General features: G+C 58.5%; 15 protein-coding genes. 8 read left to right on the top strand and 7 right to left on the bottom strand.

Translation table 11 applies throughout. From position 1 onward, the window contains the following. Positions 1 to 10 precede the first annotated feature (10 nt). From CUC44_RS00075 to CUC44_RS00055, 5 genes are all read left to right on the top strand, one after another. Complete coding sequence (locus CUC44_RS00075; RefSeq protein WP_100857973.1) at positions 11 to 583, top strand: YajG family lipoprotein; 573 nt, start codon at positions 11 to 13, stop codon at positions 581 to 583. A gap of 14 nt (positions 584 to 597) precedes the next feature. Next, a complete protein-coding gene (locus CUC44_RS00070) occupies positions 598 to 1149 on the top strand; it encodes a peptidylprolyl isomerase (RefSeq protein ID WP_100857972.1) in 552 nt (183 codons plus the stop codon). A 114-nt stretch (positions 1150 to 1263) separates the two neighbouring features. Beyond that, positions 1264 to 1593: a hypothetical protein gene (locus tag CUC44_RS00065; RefSeq protein WP_100857971.1), complete on the top strand. Its 330-nt coding sequence runs from the start codon at positions 1264 to 1266 to the stop codon at positions 1591 to 1593. 85 nt (positions 1594 to 1678) lie between these two features. After that, positions 1679 to 3070 (top strand): AmpG family muropeptide MFS transporter, encoded by a 1392-nt coding sequence (locus CUC44_RS00060; protein ID WP_100857970.1) that lies wholly within the window; start codon positions 1679 to 1681, stop codon positions 3068 to 3070. Between the two features lie 157 nt (positions 3071 to 3227). Beyond that, on the top strand, positions 3228 to 4070 hold the full coding sequence (locus CUC44_RS00055; protein WP_100857969.1) for a nucleoside-specific channel-forming Tsx family protein: 843 nt from the start codon (positions 3228 to 3230) through the stop codon (positions 4068 to 4070). 128 nt (positions 4071 to 4198) lie between these two features. Here the strand turns inward: CUC44_RS00055 and CUC44_RS00050 are convergent, their stop codons facing one another. After that, positions 4199 to 4681: a YajQ family cyclic di-GMP-binding protein gene (locus tag CUC44_RS00050; protein ID WP_025327959.1), complete on the bottom strand. Its 483-nt coding sequence runs from the start codon at positions 4679 to 4681 to the stop codon at positions 4199 to 4201. A 202-nt stretch (positions 4682 to 4883) separates the two neighbouring features. On the opposite strand from CUC44_RS00050, the gene CUC44_RS00045 reads away from it, so the two are divergent. Further along, a complete protein-coding gene (locus tag CUC44_RS00045) occupies positions 4884 to 5831 on the top strand; it encodes a ketopantoate reductase family protein (protein WP_100857968.1) in 948 nt (315 codons plus the stop codon). A gap of 41 nt (positions 5832 to 5872) precedes the next feature. Continuing rightward, positions 5873 to 6448, top strand: coding sequence for a DJ-1 family glyoxalase III (locus tag CUC44_RS00040; RefSeq protein WP_100857967.1), 576 nt, complete (start codon positions 5873 to 5875; stop codon positions 6446 to 6448). Positions 6449 to 6548: 100 nt separating this feature from the next. Here CUC44_RS00040 and alsS read toward each other — a convergent pair whose 3' ends face one another. Further along, positions 6549 to 8219: an acetolactate synthase AlsS gene (gene alsS / locus CUC44_RS00035; RefSeq protein ID WP_100857966.1), complete on the bottom strand. Its 1671-nt coding sequence runs from the start codon at positions 8217 to 8219 to the stop codon at positions 6549 to 6551. Positions 8220 to 8246: 27 nt separating this feature from the next. Beyond that, positions 8247 to 9026, bottom strand: coding sequence for an acetolactate decarboxylase (budA, locus tag CUC44_RS00030; protein ID WP_100857965.1), 780 nt, complete (start codon positions 9024 to 9026; stop codon positions 8247 to 8249). Positions 9027 to 9135: 109 nt separating this feature from the next. Here budA and CUC44_RS00025 point away from each other — a divergent pair, with 109 nt between their 5' ends. Beyond that, the gene (locus CUC44_RS00025; RefSeq protein ID WP_100857964.1) at positions 9136 to 10053 is read left to right on the top strand and encodes a LysR family transcriptional regulator; all 918 of its coding nucleotides are present in this window, start codon (positions 9136 to 9138) and stop codon (positions 10051 to 10053) included. A gap of 340 nt (positions 10054 to 10393) precedes the next feature. Here the strand turns inward: CUC44_RS00025 and CUC44_RS00020 are convergent, their stop codons facing one another. The 4 genes from CUC44_RS00020 to tssI all read right to left on the bottom strand — a co-directional run. Further along, positions 10394 to 11191, bottom strand: a complete 798-nt coding sequence (locus tag CUC44_RS00020; protein WP_100857963.1) for a hypothetical protein — start codon at positions 11189 to 11191, stop codon at positions 10394 to 10396. Next, positions 11191 to 14364, bottom strand: coding sequence for a T6SS effector BTH_I2691 family protein (locus CUC44_RS00015; RefSeq protein WP_100857962.1), 3174 nt, complete (start codon positions 14362 to 14364; stop codon positions 11191 to 11193). Before CUC44_RS00015 ends, CUC44_RS00020 begins: the two co-directional genes overlap by 1 nt. After that, a complete protein-coding gene (locus CUC44_RS00010; RefSeq protein ID WP_100857961.1) occupies positions 14361 to 15230 on the bottom strand; it encodes a DUF4123 domain-containing protein in 870 nt (289 codons plus the stop codon). Before CUC44_RS00010 ends, CUC44_RS00015 begins: the two co-directional genes overlap by 4 nt. Beyond that, positions 15227 to 16723: type VI secretion system tip protein TssI/VgrG (gene tssI / locus CUC44_RS00005; RefSeq protein WP_100857960.1), on the bottom strand; the 1497-nt coding region annotated here is incomplete at its 5' end. The genes CUC44_RS00010 and tssI, both read right to left, overlap by 4 nt.

Here is a 16723-nt window from a genome sequence, read left to right as displayed (position 1 = left end):
GAAACCCATGATGAAAAAGTCAATCTTGCTGCTGGCCGCCCTGATCTTGGGTGGTTGTGCTACTCACTGGCCAGAGACCGCCCTGCTTAATCCGCAAGTCATCCCCTCCAATCAGCAGTACTACTCCGGCAACCGGATCACCATGGAAGGGGTGGACAAGCGTGAAGCTGCCTATGTCTTCTCCATCAAGAAGAAAGAGAAGGCCCCCGTGCTGGTCAACAGCGAGCAGCCGCTCAACAACCTGCTGGCCGAGAAGCTGGCGGAAGGGCTGCGCAGCCAGGGGCTCGAAGTGGGCAACAGCGGCACCACCAACCTGACCCTGGCCATCTCCACCGCGGCCGTCACGGTGGAAGAGAAGACCTTTACCTATGTCACCAAGTCCAAGGTCAGTCTGCAGGTGATCGCCGATTTCCAGGGCAGCAAGTTGACCAAGCAGTTCAACATGTCCTCCAGCAAGGAAGAGCCGGGTGAGCCGAGCATGGCCGATCTGGAGTCCACCCTGAACCAGCAACTGGGCAGCGTGCTGCAACAGATCATGGCCGACGAGGCCCTGCGCGGTTATCTCAAGGGTCAGCCGAGCTAAGCGAGGATAGATAAATGAAGAAACTCTGGTTATTGGCAACACTGATCGCACCGCTGGCCTTCGCCGGTCCCAAAGTCCAGATGGAAACCAATCACGGCAATATCGTGATCGAGCTGGCCCCGAAACAGGCGCCACAGACGGTGAAGAACTTCCTGCGCTACGTGGCGGATGGCAGCTATGACGGCAGCCTGTTCCATCGCGTGATCCAGAACTTCGTGGTGCAAGGGGGGGGCTACAACCAGCAGTTCCAGCCGCTGCCGACCTTCGATCCCGTGGTCAACGAATCCAAGGGCGGCCTGCCGAACAAACGCGGCAGCATCGCCATGGCCCGTACCCAGGCCGTTGACAGCGCCACCCGCCAGTTCTACTTCAACCTGACCGACAACGACAACCTCAACGCCAATGCTGGCGCCGGGTATACCGTGTTTGGCCAGGTGGTGCAGGGCATGGAGGTGCTGGACAAGCTGGCCCAGGTGCAGACCGGTTACAGCTCTATCCTGCGGGCCAACGACGTCCCCACCAGCCCCATCATCCTGAAAAAAGTGGTACTGCTGGCGGATAAATAACGGGGGCTGGATCACATTCCACCGCATCCCTGCCAGGGTCGCCGGCACCCCTTTCTATACTCTGGCCTTGCCCCGTTTCTGGGGCTTGGCCAAGTGGAGGAGAAGGAGGTGCCGGTGACCTGTCATGACTACATAACCCAACATGCCATCCCGCTGGCCCAGGCGGTTCGTCACTTTCTGGCACGGGAGATCCCCTATCGCCAGCTGGAAGACTTGAGCTGGCAATTACTTTCCCACTGGCAAGCCCTGCCCCGCATTCCCACCGACAAGCAACCGGCAGACGATCAGGAAGGGGTGTTCTGGCACCTGCTGCACAGCCTGCATCAATGGGATGAACAGCAGATCATCGCCGACAGCTGGCTGCGCCTGCAGCTGATGGCCTGCGCCAACTTTCTCGCCGCCGAAGGCCCCTGCCCGAGCCACTGCATCGGCTCACGGCCCTGAATCGGGAGCCGCCACGCGCGGCTTGCCTTGGCTATCCCTCTCGAACCTGACAAAATGACCCCCTTTTCCCAGAGGAGTCAGGCATTTGAACACTCTCCGCCCCCCACGTCGCACAACCAGCTGGCGTGACTCCCTCGCCGTCTATCTGGAAGGTCGAGTCCTCACCCTGTTTGCCATGGGTTTCTCCTCCGGCCTGCCGCTGTTGCTGGTGTTTGGCACCCTCTCCTTCTGGCTGCGGGAAGCCGACGTCAGCCTGACCGACATAGGTTACATGAGCTGGGTCGCCCTGGCGTATGGCTTTAAATGGGTGTGGTCTCCCCTGGTCGACCGGATGCCGCTACCCCTGCTCTCCCGCCTGCTGGGGCGCCGCCGCAGCTGGATGCTGCTCTCCCAGGTGCTGATCGCCCTCGCACTGGTGGGCATGGCCTATTGCGATCCCAAGACCCAGCTCGCCCAGCTCGCCCTGTTTGCCCTGCTGGTGGCGTTTGCCTCGGCGACTCAGGATATCGTCATCGACGCCTACCGCATCGAATCGGCGCCGGAGCGGCTGCAGGCGGCCATGGCGGCCTCCTACATGACGGGTTATCGACTGGCGATGATCATGGCAGGTGCAGGCGCCCTGGCGCTGGCGGCCTGGCTCGGCAGCAACAGCGGCTACGACTACCGTGGCTGGCAGCTCACCTATCTGCTGATGGCGGGACTGATGTCCCTTGGCATCATCACCACCTTGCTCAGCCATGAGCCGGACATAGACGTGAATCGCCAGAATGCGCAGCAGGCGGAGCGCAAGGCACTGCTGCTCGGCCGTGGCTGGCCGACCCCACTGGCGGGGTTGGGGGCCTGGGTCTACGAGGCGATCTGGTGTCCGTTTGCCGATTTCTTCCGCCGCTACGGCGGCTCGGCCCTGCTGATCCTGGGGCTCATCGCCTGCTATCGCATCTCGGACGTGGTGATGGGGGTCATGTCCAACAGCTTCTACGTGGACATGCAGTTCAGCAAGACGGAAGTGGCCACCATCACCAAGGTGTACGGCGTCATCATGACGCTGGTGGGGGCGGCCCTGGGGGGGGTGCTGGTGATGCGCTTTGGCACATTGCGCATCCTGTTTCTCGGCGCCGTGCTCACCGCCAGCACCAATCTGCTGTTTGCCCTGCTCAACGAGGTCGGCCACGATCTGGAGCTGCTGACCCTGATCATTTCGCTGGACAACCTCAGCGCCGGTATCGCCACGGCGGCGTTCGTGACCTATCTGTCGAGCCTGACCAACGTCGCCTTCTCGGCCACCCAGTATGCGCTGTTCAGCTCCATCATGTTGCTGCTGCCCAAGCTACTCGCCGGCTTTTCCGGTCACTTCGTCGAGCAATTTGGCTACAGCAGCTTCTTCGTCGGCACCAGCCTGCTCGGCATTCCCGTGATGGTGCTGATCATCATGGTTGCCAAACGGGGCAGACATTTGTCACCACAAGCGAACAAATAGCAAGCGTTTGCGCCAATGAGGGGGTGATTAGATTCACAAATCCTGACAAAGTTCCCTGGCTCTTGTTTATCCGTTGAAATTATTTGGCTAGAATCCTTCCCGCTCCTTGTGGGCAGGCTACGGAAAACCTCAACTAAATACACAAGAGACCAATAAAATGGCCAAATTTACCAAGACTCTGATCGCTGCCGGTCTGCTGGCTGCATCCGCCACCCCGGCTTTCGCTGCCGACTACAGCGGTGACATCCATAAGAACGACTACAAGTGGATGCAGTTCAACGTGATGCATACCATCGACCAGCGCCCTTTCACCACTGGTGAAGACGATTACAACGATACCTACTTCGAAATGGAGTTTGGTGGTCGTTCCGGTCTGTTTGATCTGTACGGTTACGTCGACGTCTTCGATATCTTCGACTCCCGTCACAGCAACAAGCACAACGGTCAGAACCTCTTCATGAAGTTTGCGCCGCGTATGTCTCTTGATGCACTGACTGGTAAAGATCTCTCCTTCGGGCCCGTGCAAGAGGTGTACATCGCATCTCTGAACAACGTCGGCGACAAGCAGATGGAGAACATGATCGGTCTGGGTGCCGACGTGCAAGTGCCTTGGTTTGGTAAAGTGGGTATGAACCTGTATGCCCGTCACGCTACCGAAAACCAATTCTTCACCGAAGAAGAAGGTGATTGGAATGGTTACTGGTTCGCCATGAACTGGTTCAAGCCTTTCTACACCTTCGGTAACGGCAGCTTCGTCTCCTACCAAGGTTACCTGGACTACGCCTTCGATCTGGATACCCATGACCGCGCCGATCGTACCAGCGACAACCTGGCAACCTTCCACGGTATCTACTGGCACTCTGATCGCTACGCAGTGGGTTACGGCCTGAAGTACTTCATGGATGCCTACGGCACCAAAGATGGCTCCACCGCCTACGACGGTACCCCTTGGAAGAGCTCTGGCTTCAGCCACTACTTCTCCGTTACCTACAAGTTCTAATCGAACCCTTTGGTTCGAGAACAGTAGAACGGACACAAAAAACCGGAGCCATGGCTCCGGTTTTTTTATAGGGTTTTCGCCGAACTCTTTGCTATTAAATGGAGAGGGCCCAGCCCTCCCCATCCATATCAGTCGCGGAAGTTTTGGAACTGCATCGGCTGGCCCAGTTCTGCGCCACGCACCAGCGCCATGGTCTCCTGCAGATCGTCACGCTTCTTGCCGGTAACGCGCACTTCGTCGCCCTGAATGGCTACCTGCACCTTGATCTTGGAGTCCTTGATAAGCTTCACCAGCTTCTTGGCGATCTCCTTCTCGATCCCCTGCTTGAACTTCACGGTCAGGTGGAAACGCTTGCCGGAGTGGACGCTGTCACCCACGTCCATGGAGCTGTTCTCGATGTTGCGCTTGAGCAGGGCGGCGCGCAGGATCTCGACCATCTGCTTGAGCTGGAAATCGGCATCGGCCTCCAGCTTGACCTCTTCTTTGTTCAGCTCGAAGCTGGCTTCCACACCACGAAAATCGAAACGGGTCGCCAGTTCACGATTGGCGTTATCGACGGCGTTCAACACCTCGTTCATTTTGACTTCAGAGACAATATCGAATGACGGCATAGCCGGGCTCCTCACGTTGTATTTATAAGGGGGGCAAATCTACCAGAAAACCGGCAAATTTGCTGATTTCGATGGGACTGCTCTGCTAGAATCCACTGCGCACAGGAATGGCGAGACCCGATAGTGTCCGCCAAGCGACACTCCACTTATCCCCGGTAGGCGGTTGTTAGGAATGCGACCCTTACCCTGATTGAGCCTCTCCATGCCAAGCGGATTACGCGATAACAACCTGAAAACCAGCCGACACCCTCTCCCCCCTCAATGGACCCTGCTGGGCTGTGGTGCCCTGGGTGGCGTCTTTGCCTCCCTGTTGACCCTGAGTGGTCAATCGACCCGCGTCCTGCTGCGCGATCGCCATCGCGCCACCCTGCATCCCGGTATCGATTTTACCTCGCTCGAAGGGCACACCCAGTTGCTCGCCATCGAGCGCGGCTTCGTCAGCCAACCCGGCCAGATCAAACGGCTGCTGGTGATGACCAAGGCCAATCAGGTCGTGCCGGCCCTGACCCCACTCGTCGGTCAGCTGGCAGCGGGCATCCCTATCGTCTTGCTGCACAACGGCATGGGCATCGCCGAGCAGGTGGTGCAGCTGTTCCCGCACAACCCGGTGATCGCCAGCGTCACCAGCCACGGCGCCATGCAAAGCGGCCACTTCGTATTCCGCCACACCGGCAAGGGAGAGACCTGGCTCGGCCCTGTCAATGAGGCAGCCAAGGGATACGCCTATCTGGCGGATGAGCTGGCAACGGCGCTCGGCCAGGCCGGCTGGGATGAGCAAATCCTGACCCGTCAGTGGCAGAAGCTTGCCATCAACTGCGCCATCAATCCGCTCACCGCCCTGTATAAGCTCAAGAATGGTGAGCTCGCCGGCCCACGCTTCGCCGATGCCCTGCAACAGATCTGCGTGGAAGTGGCGGACGTGATGCAGGTCGAAGGCCAGGCCGCAAGCCAGGAGGAGCTGCTGCGCCGGGTGATGATGGTGGTGGAAATGACTGCCGACAATTACTCTTCCATGTATCAGGATCTGGAACTGGGGCGAGAGACAGAGATAGAAGCCATCACCGGTTTCCTGCTCGCCAAAGCGGCGCAGCACGGCATCGCTGTGCCGGTCAATCAAGGCCTATACCAGGCCATCAAAGAGAAGCAATAGACCCGGTGAAGTGACGGGATCATCTGCATGAGGAGTGGACAATGAGCGTTTTGGTACTGGTCGCCCCGGGTTCGGAAGAGATCGAAACCGTCGCCATCGTCGATACCCTGGTGCGAGCCTCCATTGAGGTGGTGCTCGCCTCCTGCTGCCCGGCGGGACAGCGCCAGATCCGCGCCTCCCGCGGGGTGCAGATAGTTGCGGACTGCCATCTCAATGAGCTGACCGGTCGTGACTTCGAGGCCATCGTCGTGCCGGGCGGCCTACCCGGCAGCGAAGTCATTCGCGATACCCCCCTCGCCATCGACCTGCTCAAGGAGCAGGCTCTGCTTGGTCGCTGGCGGGCTGCCATCTGCGCCGCCCCCGTGGTGGTGTTGCAACACCACCACCTGCTGGGAGATGCGCGGGCCACCTGCCATCCGGTCTTTCAGGCCAAGCTCCCCCCTGGTCAACTCAGCACAGATCGAGTGGTGAGGGACGAAGTCCATCGCCTTATCACCAGCCAGGGCCCCGGCAGCGCCATCGAGTTCGCCCTCGAAATCGTGCGGGTGCTGCGCGGTGACGAGACTGCCCACGCGGTAGCCGGCCCCATGGTGCTGTCTCCCTCGCTCATGCCCTGAGTGGATCACCCTCTCGCAATAACAGAGCGCCCCTTGCCGATTGGCAAGGGGCGCTCTGCATTAGGAAGGCCGCTTCGCAGCCCGCCGGCTCAGATCCGGCTCAACTGAGCATTTCGGGCCTGAGTTGCTCCATCAGCAGGTGGTTATCGCTGTAATCCACCGGGATGGCCACCACCGCCGGCCCGCTCACCGCCATGGCGGCGCGCAAGGTTACTCGCAAATCCTCGGCGCAGGTGACGGCAAACCCGGCTGCGCCAAATGATTCGGCATAGGCCTTGAAGTTGATGGGGCCGAAACTCACCCCGGAGCTACGGAAGTACTTTTTCTCCTCCTGCATCGCCACCATGTTGTAGCCGTTATCGACCCAGATGATGTGTACTATGTTGGACTTGAGCCGCACCGCGGTCTCCAGCTCCATGCTCGACTGCATGAAACTGCCATCGCCGGACACAGAGATGATCTTTTCTCCCGGTCGTACCATGGCGGCCCCGATGGCCCAGGGCAGCGCCACCCCCATGGTTTGCTGGCCGTTGGAGATGAGCACCTGGCGGGCCCGGAAGCTGTATAGGTAGCGGGCAATCCAGATGTGGAAGCTGCCCATGTCCACGCACAGGGTCATGTCCTGCCCTATGATGTCCTGCAGCTCCTTGACGATGCGCAGCGGATGGATGGGAGTGCCTCCCAACCGGCCAGCATGTTCGGCGAGCTGATGGCGCTGGGCGCGGATCTCGCCGAGCAGCGCGGTAATGGCCGGATCCCGCGCCAGCGGCTGGTGCAGCATCCGGGTCAGTCGCGCCAGGTTGGCGCTGATGGAGCCCACCAGCTCCACCGCAGGGCAATAGCTGCTGTCGATCTCCGCCGGCAGCGCATCGATGTGCAGCAGCTGGCGCTCGCCGGTGCCGTTCCACAGCACGGGGTCGTATTCGATAGGGCTGTAGCCGATGCAGACCACCAGATCCGCATCCTGCAGCAGCTTGTCCCCCGGCTGGTTGTTGAACAGCCCCACCCGCCCGGCAAAGTCGTCGAAATGGTGGGTATCTACCACCCCGGCCGCCTGATAAGTACCCGTAACCGGCAGCCGGCTCTTGTCGAGAAAGGCGCGCACCGCGAGGGAGTTCTCCGGCCGGCTGGCCAGCAGACCGAGCAGCACCACCGGCTTGCGAGCCCGCGCCAGCAGACTCAGCGCCCGATCGATGCCGCGCTCGTCAGCCGCTCCCGGCTCTGGGATGGCGCTGGGTACCAGAATAGCGCCATCGGCCGGCTCGTTGATGATGTCCATCGGCAGGCTGACGAAGGCCGCCCCGGGCCGTCCCAGCTCGGCGCTGCGAAAGGCGTTAGCCATCACCTCGGAGAGGGCGGAGCCGGTGCCCACCTGGGCGCTGAACTTGGTGACCGGCCGGCACAGGCTGACGGTATCCAGGCTCTGGTGCGTCAGCTTGAGGCCATCAGCCCGCCGCACAGCCCCTCCCAGCGCCACCATGGCATCCCCTTCCGAGGTGGCGGTCGCCAGACCTGTGATGAGGTTGGCGCAACCCGGACCCGAGGTCACCAGTGCGACTCCTGCCTTGCCGGTCAACCGCCCCACCGCAGCGGCCATGAAAGCGGCATTCGCTTCGTGACGCACCACTATGGTTTCGATGGGGGAGTCCTCCAGCGCATCGAATACCTTGTCGATCTTGGCCCCGGGAATGCCGAAAACCTGCTTGACCCCTTGCGCCTCCAGATGGCGCACCACCAGTTCGGCCCCACAGGCCCAGTGTTGATTTTCCATGATGTCACTCCTTGTTAAGCGAAGGGCTCAGCCTTCGGCGGCGCGGATGGCGCGGTCCAAATCGGCGGGATTGAGGTCGGCCTGCTGAAAGGCCGGATTGCGGGGCAGCTCGATATTGAGGTGTTGCACCACCGACAGCTGCAGCTGACCGTGGCCCATGGCGTAGTCGAGGATGTGGCCGCCCCCCCGGCGATCCTCGGTGATGAAGTGCTCGTGATAGCCGGCCACGTTGATCCCCTGCACGAAGGGCGGGCAACGAAAGCCCACCAGGGTGCCGCGGCGCTGGCTGAACGAGAACAGCGGCTGGGCCTCGATGGCCTCCAGCATGGGCTTGTAGGGAGGGCTCTGACAGGGAACGGTGCGTACCTGCGCCTGTTCGAACAGGCCGTCGAGCCGAAAGGCGACGAAGACGTTGTCGGTGCCCACCAACCGATCCACCCACTGGTGGATCTCCTCGCGGCTCAGCGGGTGATCGAAGCGCCGCTGCAGACAGGGGCGAAAGTGGGTAATCACCGCAAACGGGGTCTTCTGCTCGGCCCTGGCCGGGCGGGCCGAACCGTCGGCCTTGAGCTGATGGATCTGACGATCGAAGGCAATCAGTTCGCCATCGAGCCGATTGAAGGTCCCGAGGCCGAAGTCACCGTGGCGCAGCAGGTCGGCCATGGTGGTCTCCCCCTCGTAAACCCCCGCCAGCAGGGCACTCATCAGGGAGCTCTGGTAGACCTCGCCGCCCCCCTGGCGAGCCTGCCAGCGGGCAAACTGCTGGCTTATCTCAATGGCGCAGTCACATGACGAATTGGTTTCCATTTGGATTTCACCTCTAATCCTGTTAGGTTGGCAAATCAGGATTCAATAGTGACCAAGATCACGATTTGAAACCAATATCCAAACCCATCAGCTTCGAGACGTACCAGATATGGAATTCCGTTACCTGCGCTACCTGGTGGCCGTGGCAGACAAACAGAGCTTTACCCGCGCCGCCGAGGCGCTGGGCATGGCCCAGCCGCCACTCAGCCAGCAGATCCGCAAATTCGAACAGGAGGTGGGCACGCAGCTGTTTCACCGGCTGACCCGCAGTGTGGAGCTGACCGAGGCTGGGCTGAGCCTCTATCAGGATGCCAAGGGGATACTGGCGCAGACCGAGCAGGCCATGCAGAAGGCCAGGCGCATTGCTCGCGGCCAGCTGGGCTCGCTGCGCCTCGGCTTTGCCGGCTCCACCGTGCTGCACCCGAGTGTGCTGCAACTCATTCACGACTTTCGCCAAGCCTGGCCGGATGTCAGCCTGCACCCCATCGAGAACAGCATGCCCAACCTGGTGCGCGATCTGGTGAACGAGGAGCTGGATGCCGCCATCCTGCGCCTGCCCTGCAGCAGCAGCTCGGCACTGGCCCACCATCTGATCGAGGAGGAGGAGATGCTGATCGCCCTCCCCCCGCATCATCCGCTGGCCGGCAGTGGCGCCATCCCCATTGAGGCGCTGGCGCAGGATCCCTTCATCCTGTTCCCTCGAGAGCTCGGTCCCGGGCTGCACGACGCCATCACCCAGCGCTGCCAGCGGGCCGGCTTCAGCCCCCGCCTCGGCAGTCAGAGCCCGCAGGTGATCTCCACCGTCGGCATGGTGCAGGCCGGTTTCGGGGTCGCCATCATCCCGCGATCGGTAAGCGAGCTGCATCCCCACGGCGTCAGCTATCACCCCATCGCAGCTGAGCCACTTACCACCCGTATCAGCCTCGCCACCCGCCTCCATCCCCGCCAGAAAAGCCTGCAACATCTGATTGGGCTGCTCCCCGGCCAACTTCGAATCACCATCATGCAGAACAGGATGGCAATGTGAATGTTGTAGAGGAAGAGATACTGGTACCAAGGAAATATCACGGCCGCACAACGTGTTCCATCACCTTGGGCAGTATGGCTGCCAAGCTGTACTCAATATCTTCTTTGGAATACACAGGCACCAACTGACCAGCTTTGGCCAAAGGTTCACGGCTCACCTTCAACCTTATGGCCTGTCCACACAAATGAGCCCGCAGTGGGAGCAGCAGCTTCCATTAGGTGCGAGTCGAGTAAACCATAATCCAACGTCCCCCAAGCCTATTCATTAACAACCCACAACTGAACATAAAAATGAAGGATTCTACCAATAAACAGCGCTATCTTGATTGTTACTGAATAAGCTAATCTAGCCTTCTTGGTACTCCTACATTTAGAGAACTGTGAGGGGCTCTATTTAATGACAAAATAGTTTTAAATTCCCTATATTCTCGACAATTTAATATTGGCAGCAAGGATGCCAATATTTCTTTTAATTCATTTTTATAGCAGTAAAAATTTGCAAAGCCTGAGTAACCAAACGGGATAGTTTCGAATTGAACGAAGGCTGCATTATTGACCACCTTAATCACATTGGTTTTATTTTTATTGAACAATGTATATTCTATATGTTCTTCCTTTTTGAAATCAGTGAAGAAAATTGCAAAAAGAGCCATACCACCTGCACCGACCAAGGATAACGGCCCTAATATGGCTACGGCCATAATACATACAAGTACACCCAACCAAGCAAGACCACGGACTACGGTGTATGCAATCTCCGGGATGGCATCCTGATAAGTCACAATTAGACCTTCTGTAGTGAGTCGGTATTTGTAATTTTTATCCGCCATCACCAAATAACGAAAATAAGGTATCATTACAGCAGTAACGCCCAACATAATATAAACAACGCTCCAATCCTCACCTGCAGTCAATAACAGCCCCCCCCCCCCAAGAAATAGTATCGAAAAGATGCTCGTTATTATGATGATAATCCAGGCTAATGGCGTGGAAACCCTGATATCCCATTCATGGAGGGTCGGCGCCTCACGCACTCTCTTCTGATTGGCATCGATAATGCGCTGTTGCTCTTCCTGCGGTAGCAGATGAAAAGGGGTTTCCTGCTCGTTCACCTCGATTGCCTCGTTCACCTTGTCCATCAGTTATTCCCCAACTTGCCAACCACCAACGCGGGCATGGTACCCAGATCACCGCTACTGCCATTCAATGTAACAGGACCGCTACTGCTACTGCTGCCCTTGAAAATAAACTCCCGCTGAATCATGCCCCCGAGATATCCCAGTTCCAGTTTGATGGCCGAATTGGTATCGACACCCAGCGGCAAGGTATAGACCAGTTCATCCCAGCGCCCACGTTGTGTTTCTATCACCTTGGGTTTCATTGCAGCCAGATAGGTGGCAAGTGCCTCTGGGGGTTGCGCAGGCACCATCTGCCCAGCCTTGGCCAAAGGTTGACCGATAACGTTCAGTCCTATAGTCTTCCCTCGCAAATGAGCGGGTAGTGAGAGTTGCAACTGCCATTGGGCACGGCCCGTGTCCCGCCAACCCTGAGGTGCGGTGCGTACCACAGTCAAACTGGCCCCAGGCTTATTGACCAGCATTTCAAAGCGAGCCAGCTCATCTTCGGCAGACCAGTTGGCAGGCTGCTTGCCCCAGGTGGATTGCAGCAACCACTTCTCCAGATCCGAGCGTTTAAAAATATTCAGCAGCACAGTCAACACCAGATAGGCAGCACCCAGCACAAAGAACCCCACGCCCATCCAAGTTGCACAGATGGCTCCGATGGATGAATAACCCAGTAAACCATTGATACCTAATTGCACAATCTGTGCAAAAAAAATAAAGAACTGCCCGCCCAATACGCCCATCTTCATCTGTGAGAGGGTCTTCTCCATACCACTAATCAGGGGATCATGAGTTGCCTGCAAAGTGTCCCACATCTCTGCCCCTGCAGCTGCCATACCGAGGCCAGCAAATGCCAACATCCGTAGAGAGAAGGCTCTAACCAGGACGCCATGCTCCCCATCTTTTGCCGCCTTTATTGATAATGAAGTCAGCGCCTTATCTCCAGCACTTGATATCTTGATTTTCTCCCACACAGCCCCCTGATAGAGCGCGGCGATGGCATTGCCCGTCCAGGCAAAGGCCGATCCCAACTGCATATTTGCCCGTTCCTTGCCGATGGACTGGGCATTTTGCGCCGTTCCGCCAATGACTACAGTCAAATTCCAGAGGTTGAGCAGTGCTACCAGCCCACCAAAAGTCGCTAGGTTGGGTACTCTCTCATTCATGGCCGTGATGCGTTGACTCACGCCGCTGCGCACGCTCGCCAGATAGTCGCTGATATATTGTCTGGCCTGCTGCTGATAAAGATCGCCTTTTAGTTTGACCAACATAGGCATCTCGCTGGCAATCAGGGTATCAAGCTGTTGCTGCAAGGTTTTTAGCTGACCGTTGATGGCCTTCACTGTGGTGCTGCGCCCGGGAGGGGGGGAGCTGATGGCCAACATCTCTTTGACAATAATCCAGACCTTCTGCTGGAAGCGGCTGTGGAGCATCCGATAGTCTCGGTTGACCTGCAGCGGCTGGTCGCCGAGCAGGGACTCCAGCAATACCAGCCTGAGGTTGCCTGCCAGGCTGTTCTTCCAGGAGTGGGGCAAGATGGCCGCCATGATCTGGGCGTGTGCCCCCTTGGCCATAGATTTTCCAACCACTTTCATGGCTTCAATCACGGCTTCCACTGCCTGGAACCAGGATTTCTGCTTGAGCCTCTCGTCCCCCAGTAGCGCTTCCAGTTCACCAATGCGGCTAAAAAAGGCCGTCATGTCGCCGGACGAGGTGCTGAGCCAGGTATTGCCTACCGTCTGTTCGCTCAGCCCCTTGTACAGCGCAATATCAAAGCCATAAGGGGCCAGCGCCAGCAAGTTATCGCTGCTTTTTTCGCCAAGCAGTTTTTCCAGCGCTTTCTTTCTGGCCTCCGTGCGACAGCTGAGAGAGAGTGCCTGCCCAGCCTCGGCAAACAGGACCTGCAGATAGGCTTGTCCCTTGTCTGTTCTATTGTCCAGACCAAAGGGCAACGGATCGGCCTTGAGGCGGGTCACGCCGTTGAACAGGTCTTCATGAGCACGCGTCAGCGCCAGCTCCAGCTCATTGAGTGGTACCTGATACTGCTTGATAAAGGTATTGAGCCCGCTCCACTTGACTTCATCCTGGAAGGCGGCGCGCTCCTTCCATTGACTGACCAGTTTGTGAGATGGATTGAAACCATACTGTTCCCGCAGGATCTTCAGCTTGGCATCAGCTCGTTTCTCCATAGGGGAACTGAACATCGCCATTCCTGGCTCTGCCGTCATATTCTCCATGTCGGCAAGGTAGCGATCCCCAAGATAATCATCCAGCGCCTCTTCAAAGGCCTGAGTCTTGGCGACATTGCCCCTGACGGAGGCGGGCAACTCCTTCTCGTCGAGCCGCACCTTGGCAAGATTGCGCGTTACTTCCGCCATCATCAGCTTGTGGCTGTTGGCCTTGATGGTGGCATCATCTTTCCCCAGCAGTGCTTCGTGCTTGGCGAGCAGTTGATTCACCTTCATGGAAAGATCGGCAAGGTCGGCCAGCGGATCCTCCAGGGCGACTACCAGGGCACTTTTGGGATCCGGTATGCCCGCCTTGTTGGCGGCCGGTGAACCCGCAGGTTTGTGTGCCAGCAATTTGATCCCCTGCTTGTCCTCTTCCACAGGCTTGGCAAGTGGTGTCGAAGAGAGCACAAATCCCTTGTTTGGCATGCCCAGATCCGCAACCTTGTCGAGAACATCGGGCAGGCCGCAATGGGGGGCCTTCATGGTACTGGCAAAGCTGCCCAGTTTGACTTGTCGCATCCAGCCACTACGCAAGCTGCTGTTTTTTCCCATTTCTTTCTTGATGCGCCCCGTCCAGCGCTGGGGAGAATAAATGAGAGAGAGGGTGTGACTCGCCGGGTATAGCAGATGACCCTTACTCCCCTTGCTCTGGCTGATGAAAGTCGCCCCTTTTATCTCATATTCATCGAATGTCTTGGCCTTTTCGTCATACACATAGAGCCAGCCATCTCGCAGTTGGCGCAAGGCATAACCACTCTCTTTTAACTTGAGAGGAACCACAAATCCTGCTCCGGCGGGGACTGGATGGGACTGCTTTTGTGGCGGGGAAAACGGCTCATCCAAGGCATAACGCACCGGAATGATGGCAATCTTCTTGTTCTTGAGCGGACAGACCCCTGCCGGGCTCTTGCCATTGGTCGTGCTTGCACACTGGGCGGCTTGATTGGGCGAACTCATGCGTCTCGATCCTTCTTACTCAATGTTTCAGCCAGCTCGGCGGCTTGTTCAATGCGTTGTGACGGTGTCTGTGCCGACGCCTGGGTGATCAGTATCTTGAGCCCTGGATGTTCCTCTTCGTCATACCAATGACTACCGAGATAGCCAAGCACATTGAAGAACAACAGCAGATCTCGCTCACTTTCAAACCCCATACCGTAGGCTTGCTCTGCCCAATGGGCCAACCAGAGATCCGGCTCGGCCTGCTCCTGCCAGCGGTCAGGGAACCAGGTGAGCATATGCTCTCGGATCCCATCCAGAACATGCAGCCAACTCACCTCACCCAAACGCTCCCACTGGGGATCAGAAAGCCTGAATCTTGTGCCAACAGGAATATCCAGCTCGGGTTTGGCCTTCTTGTGCCACCAGAGGCACTCACTTCCTCTCCGCATGGGGATCCATACCTGATCCACCCCCTGCCACAGCCAGGGCTCATCATCCATGAACAGACGCCACATGGTTTCGGGCATCGCCAGTTTGAGCAGGATCCGGCTGGCATAGGGGCTTTCCGCTTCGATCAAGGAGCGAAGTTTCTCGGCCATGGATAGCAATGGAAGCCGAGACGATAACAGGTAACCCCATGACGGATCACGGTTTTTTATGAACCATTCCAACAGAATTGGGGTCACGCAGACCAGGCAGGGGCTTACTTCCCGCAGACTGTCCCAAGGGGAATAGAGATAGATGGGCTGATAGGCCGGGGTCTCAACTTGCTCGAACAGCATGCGCTCCACCCCGTCAATACGGGCTCCATCCAGCATCAGATAGAGTTGCTCCCCCTCGGACAACTCTATGTCGGGGAAGGCGCCATTTCGGGCAGAGATCATCCCCCCGCTCCCTCTTGCGCCGCCAACTGCTCACAGATCTCACAAACCGGCTCCGCCGATTTCAGCGTCGCGATTTGACGCGCAGGCTCCATGGGAGGAGGTGGGGCTACCACCTCAACTGCTCCGGGCTGGATGGGCATCTGCCCCGCCCAGCCGGAGCCGGATCCCGGGCTGCCACCGGAGTTCATCTTGATGGAGCCACCGCTGAGGGTGACGCCGCTCGGGTCAATTTTCACAAAACTGCCCCCCACTTTCAGGGTCAGCTCTGAGCCCGCCTCCATCACTATCTTCATGCCCGCCTTGTGATGCGCCTCGGTGCCCGCCTCCACCAGGAGAGATTGCCCGAGCTTCTGATGTAGGGACGCATCCACGGTGAGCGAATAGTCACCCTTGATGTGATCCCGCTTCTCGCCATTTACCGTGAGGTGATCATTGGCCTTGATCCGGGTCACCCGTTCATTGTCGATGTCCCTATGCTCATCGTGCTTGATATGCCAGGCCGCATCATTTTCAATCAGCAGATTCAGGTCTTTCTGGCCGTGGATATAGATCTCTTCCTTGCCTGCCTGATCTTCGAATCTCAGCTCGTTGAACCCCTCCCCCTGATGGGTCTCAGTGCGCAGCACGGTGCGAGTCTTGTTGGCTGGCAACTCATAAGGGGGCCGGTTGGTGGCGTGATAGGTGCGACCAGTGATGATCGGCTGGTCCGGGTCTCCTTCGAGGAAACTCACGATCACCTCGTGGCCGATGCGCGGGATCGTCATCATGCCGTACTGGCCGCCCGCCCAGCCCTGACTCACCCGCACCCAGCAGGAGCTCTGATCGTTGCTCGAGCCGTAGCGGTCCCAGGGGAATTGCAGCTTCACCCGGCCGTGCTCGTCGCAGTAGATCTCTTCCCCTTCCGGCCCCACCACGGTCGCGATCTGCGGCCCGTCCACCATGGGCTTAAAGGGCGCCTCTGGGCTGCCGATGCGTGCGCGCCAGGTCGTGCTCCCCTTCACCACCCCGAATTCGTTGTGATAGACGGTGGGGCCACTGCCCCCCTCCTCTTCCAGCGCCTGGGGCTGCGAGCCGGTGTGGCTGATGCGCACGATTTGCCAGTCGGCGTTGAGACTGCCATTCGGGTGTTCGGTCAGGGAGAAATACTGGCCCGGCAACAGGGCCGCGCAGTTGGATTTGCCCTGACCTGTGACGGCGTCATTGCGCAGGGCGTCGAGCCTGTGCTGGGCAAAGGCCTTGCCGCTCGGGTCCAGCTTGTAGCGGCCCGGGGAGTCGAAGTGCTGGTAGGTATCGCGCTGATGGGATAGCTCGGCGCCGCGCTGCTTGTGGGAGAGGCCATAGGCCGGGGTCTTGAAGCTGTAGTCTTTGAGCTCCACATCCGAGGTCCGCACCGCCTCCCGGTAGTGGAACTGGCGCACATAGGGGCCCTGCTCCAAGGAGCGGTTGCCGAGGTTGAAGAAGAGCTCGGGGCCGGCGCTGTCTCTTATACACAT

This window comes from Aeromonas lusitana (assembly GCF_002812985.1).
Lineage (GTDB): Bacteria > Pseudomonadota > Gammaproteobacteria > Enterobacterales > Aeromonadaceae > Aeromonas > Aeromonas lusitana.
Note: the sequence above shows the minus strand (reverse complement) of the source record. Positions and strands in the feature narration are given on the sequence as shown.

Coding starts and splice junctions, on each gene's coding strand:
- CUC44_RS00075 (WP_100857973.1), top strand. CDS start 11: ATGAAAAAGTCAATCTTGCTGCTGGCCGCCCTGATCTTGGGTGGTTGT.
- CUC44_RS00070 (WP_100857972.1), top strand. CDS start 598: ATGAAGAAACTCTGGTTATTGGCAACACTGATCGCACCGCTGGCCTTC.
- CUC44_RS00055 (WP_100857969.1), top strand. CDS start 3,228: ATGGCCAAATTTACCAAGACTCTGATCGCTGCCGGTCTGCTGGCTGCA.
- CUC44_RS00050 (WP_025327959.1), bottom strand. CDS start 4,681: ATGCCGTCATTCGATATTGTCTCTGAAGTCAAAATGAACGAGGTGTTG.
- CUC44_RS00045 (WP_100857968.1), top strand. CDS start 4,884: ATGCCAAGCGGATTACGCGATAACAACCTGAAAACCAGCCGACACCCT.
- CUC44_RS00040 (WP_100857967.1), top strand. CDS start 5,873: ATGAGCGTTTTGGTACTGGTCGCCCCGGGTTCGGAAGAGATCGAAACC.
- alsS (WP_100857966.1), bottom strand. CDS start 8,219: ATGGAAAATCAACACTGGGCCTGTGGGGCCGAACTGGTGGTGCGCCAT.
- budA (WP_100857965.1), bottom strand. CDS start 9,026: ATGGAAACCAATTCGTCATGTGACTGCGCCATTGAGATAAGCCAGCAG.
- CUC44_RS00025 (WP_100857964.1), top strand. CDS start 9,136: ATGGAATTCCGTTACCTGCGCTACCTGGTGGCCGTGGCAGACAAACAG.
- CUC44_RS00020 (WP_100857963.1), bottom strand. CDS start 11,191: ATGGACAAGGTGAACGAGGCAATCGAGGTGAACGAGCAGGAAACCCCT.
- CUC44_RS00015 (WP_100857962.1), bottom strand. CDS start 14,364: ATGAGTTCGCCCAATCAAGCCGCCCAGTGTGCAAGCACGACCAATGGC.
- CUC44_RS00010 (WP_100857961.1), bottom strand. CDS start 15,230: ATGATCTCTGCCCGAAATGGCGCCTTCCCCGACATAGAGTTGTCCGAG.